This window comes from Pseudoalteromonas rubra, assembly GCF_000967655.1.
Taxonomy (GTDB): domain Bacteria; phylum Pseudomonadota; class Gammaproteobacteria; order Enterobacterales; family Alteromonadaceae; genus Pseudoalteromonas; species Pseudoalteromonas rubra_A.
In genome coordinates, this window is record NZ_JXYA01000105.1 from 1 (window position 1) to 3,370 (window position 3,370).

Annotated in this window: 2 protein-coding genes; one reads left to right on the forward strand and one right to left on the reverse strand. The window is 46.6% G+C overall.

What is annotated here, in order from left to right; all coding sequences use genetic code 11:
- Positions 1-132 precede the first annotated feature (132 nt).
- On the reverse strand, positions 133-1,029 hold the full coding sequence (locus tag TW77_RS23665) for a hypothetical protein (protein ID WP_046007438.1): 897 nt from the start codon (positions 1,027-1,029) through the stop codon (positions 133-135).
- 351 nt (positions 1,030-1,380) lie between these two features.
- Here TW77_RS23665 and TW77_RS23670 point away from each other — a divergent pair, with 351 nt between their 5' ends.
- Positions 1,381-2,382, forward strand: a complete 1,002-nt coding sequence (locus TW77_RS23670) for a sphingomyelin phosphodiesterase (RefSeq protein WP_052713341.1) — start codon at positions 1,381-1,383, stop codon at positions 2,380-2,382.
- Positions 2,383-3,370 lie beyond the last annotated feature (988 nt).

Sequence of the window (3,370 nt, forward strand, 5' to 3'; positions counted from 1 at the left end):
AGAAAATTGAACACTACCCAAGCCACAGTTTGAATTAACAACCTTTCAATTGTCTGATCAAAAAACGCACTTGCCCTCTAAAGAACAAGTGCGTCATTTAGCACCATCAACAGAGCATATCAATCAATTGGATCAATAACACTCAACTGCAACGGTATTCCAGGTATTTGGGCTGCCGTCGATGTATTTGTTACAAATGCCTTTGGCAAACAGGTTTTCCAGGTGGTAACCGAAGCTGGTGAAATGCACCAGGTTGCCGAAGAAGGGGAACTGGCCATAGAATTGTAGCTCGGCAAGCATGTCGTCGAGGTTATAATTCGTTTGCTCTGCAATAAAGCTTTGGTCAATGGCCTGCAGGTTGATGATGGTTGGATCCGGGAAGCCGGGGACGACGACATGCAGGTATTCTTCATCGTATTTACCGTCGTAAAACTTCACTGGCTTCATCATTTCGGTTGGTGACAGCTGAGTCATGGCCAGTCTGAAGTCGGTGACTTCAAACACTTCACGCGTCAGGTTACGGTTCACGTAGATTTTGCCAGGCAAAATATCATGCAGTGCGCGCATTACGCCTTGCTCATCGTCCGTGACGGTTTGTGCCAGTGCGTAGTCTGGGAATCTGGCATTGGTAAAGCGCTCATAAGACTCTTTGACCATACCCATAAAGAAGGCAACCGTTTGCTGGCGCGCGATGATGTGAGCCTGCTCTTCAGTAACCGTTCTGGACATCAACAACGCGGCTTTTTTACCGGCATAAAAGCTCACCAGATTCTGGGTGATTGAATACACCGCGGCATTCGATGAGTTTTTAGGGTTACCGCCTTGGTGAATTCGGGTGCCATCGGCGTAGTCAAAAATTGTACTCAGGTCAAAACGACCGTTTTCTTCATTTTCGCGGGTTTGGGTGTTCCACTGGAATAAATCGTGCGAGGCGAGCCCCATCACGCCCACATCAACAACACGGATGGGTTTTTTAGCAAAAGCCGGCAGTGAGCACAGCAACAGCAGCAGGACAGAGAATATTTTCATTTTGTAATGTTTCCTTTTATGCAAATGAGAATCATTATTGTATTGTGTTTGTCTGTGTGGATCAATCCAAGCGCCAGAGTAAATGCAAAGTTAATTTAGGTTTATGTGTAAAGTTAATCGTTCTCCTGTCTGGCTGCGGCGCTTTCTCCTGTAGTCATTGAAAAGCCTTAAAAACGTCATGCTGATAAAATTAAAGTTTAATAAAAATAAAGGTTTGTAGAAATCTGACTGTCACTTTTTGTGACTAATGTGTGCTGCGAAATTTTTTACTCACAGGTACTGCCATGCAGAACTTAGGTGTAAAAAATTATTAACAACACAAAAATAACAATGAGATTTCGGAGACGTAAAATGAAAGCTAAGCACGCGCTGCTTTGTGCACTAATGCTGATGAGCACCCACAGTATGGCCGATTCGCTGAAAGTGATGGCATACAATATTATGCAACTTAACGTACAGGATTGGGATCAGGAGAACCGGGCTGAACGTTTGCCCTCGGCGTTGGCGTCTATGAGCGACCGCCCGGATGTGATCCTGATCAGCGAAGCCTTTAACAACGATTCCGAGCAGGCACTGGATGCGCTTTCGGCAATATATCCTTATCAGACACCTAATGTTGGTCAGGACTGTAGTGGCAGCGGCTGGGATGGATTAACGGGCAACTGCTCAAACAGTCCTTTTGTGATCCGTGGTGGCGTGGTTATTTTGTCTCAATACCCAATTATCACCCAAAAAGCTCACGTGTTTAAAAACAGCCTGAGCGGCAGCTGGGACTATCTGTCAAACAAAGGGTTTGCCTACGTAGAGATAGAAAAAGACAATCAACGTTATCACCTGATAGGCACGCATTTACAGGCAACTCACGACGGCGACACCGCTCAGGAGCACCGTGTGCGCATGGGCCAGTTGAGCGAAATTCAGTCGTTTATTAGCGCCGAAAATATTCCTGCCAGCGAGCCGGTGATTATTGGTGGCGATATGAACGTTGAGTGGAGCAAGCAAGATGAAGTGGCCGATATGCTTGCAACATCACGCTCAGTATTGAACTTCGAAACGCCGCAGATAGGCTCATTCCCGGCAAAATACAACTGGTTCACCAAAGCCAACGCCTACTACTTTGACTACAGCCTGGATTACAACGACACACTCGATTACGTTTTCTGGCACCGCGACCATAAACAGCCAAGCAACACACCCAGCATGAAAGTACGTTATCCCAAAGCACAGCAAAACTGGTACTGGAGCTACCTGCGCGGTAACTGGAACCTAAGCAGCGGCCGCTATTATCACAATGGCTACTACAACGAACTATCTGATCACTACCCGGTACAAGTTAACTTTGAGTTTAGATAAGTGTCACTTACTAGATAAATAAGCCCCGCTGTAATCCCGGACGCTTGCGCTCCGGGATTTACTTAAATACAACGTAGCTGTGTTGTGGTATCGGTGAAACTCACAGCTCCCACAGTCATCCCGGTCGTTTGCGAACCGGGATCTACTAATATATAACGCAGCAGCGCCGTGATAATGATGAACCTATCAGGCCACGCCGTCATCCCGGACGCTTGCGAGCTGGGAGCTACTAAAATATAACGCGGCAGTACCGTGATAATGATGAACCTATCAGACCACGCCGTCATCCCGGAAGCTTGCGAGCCGGGATCCATCCGAATACAACGCAGCAGTACCGTGATAATGATGAACCTATCAGGCCACGCCGTCATCCCGGACGCTTGCGAGCCGGGATCCATCCGAATACAACGCAGCAGTAACGTGATAATGATGAACCTATCAGGCCACGCCGTCATCCCGGACGCTTGCGAGCCGGGATCTACTTAAATACAACGTAGCAGCGCCGTGGTATTGATGAATCTAACAGACTCCGCTGTCATCTTGGGTGCTTAGGAGTCGGGAGCCACTCAAATATAACGCATCAGTACCGTGATATTGATGCACCTAACAGGTCCGCTGTCATCCCGGACGCTTGCGAGCCGGGATCCATCCGAATACAACGCAGCAGTACCGTGATCATCTCAATCTTAAGTGCTGTTTATTTATACAGGTATAAGTGAATATAGTCAGCTTCTATGTCAAATTTCTCGCTTTCTCCGCCCTTGAAGGTCTCGTTTAAGTGAAGCTCTGATTTAAGTTAAATAGATTCAAAAGGTTAGTAGTTTTACATAACGAGACCCCAAGTCTCGCTATGAACAAGGCTCGGTTTTAACAAAGCCATTTTGGCTTGAGCAATGAGAGCAACGGTGGTAGGTTATTGTTCTTATTATGAATAAAATAATTTGGCTGTGGATCTGTACGGTTTCATGAACTGGATCTAACCGGTATT

What these genes read in the sequence shown, in the direction of transcription:
- TW77_RS23665 (WP_046007438.1), bottom strand. Translation starts at nt 1,029, where the DNA reads ATGAAAATATTCTCTGTCCTGCTGCTGTTGCTGTGCTCACTGCCGGCT.
- TW77_RS23670 (WP_052713341.1), top strand. Translation starts at nt 1,381, where the DNA reads ATGAAAGCTAAGCACGCGCTGCTTTGTGCACTAATGCTGATGAGCACC.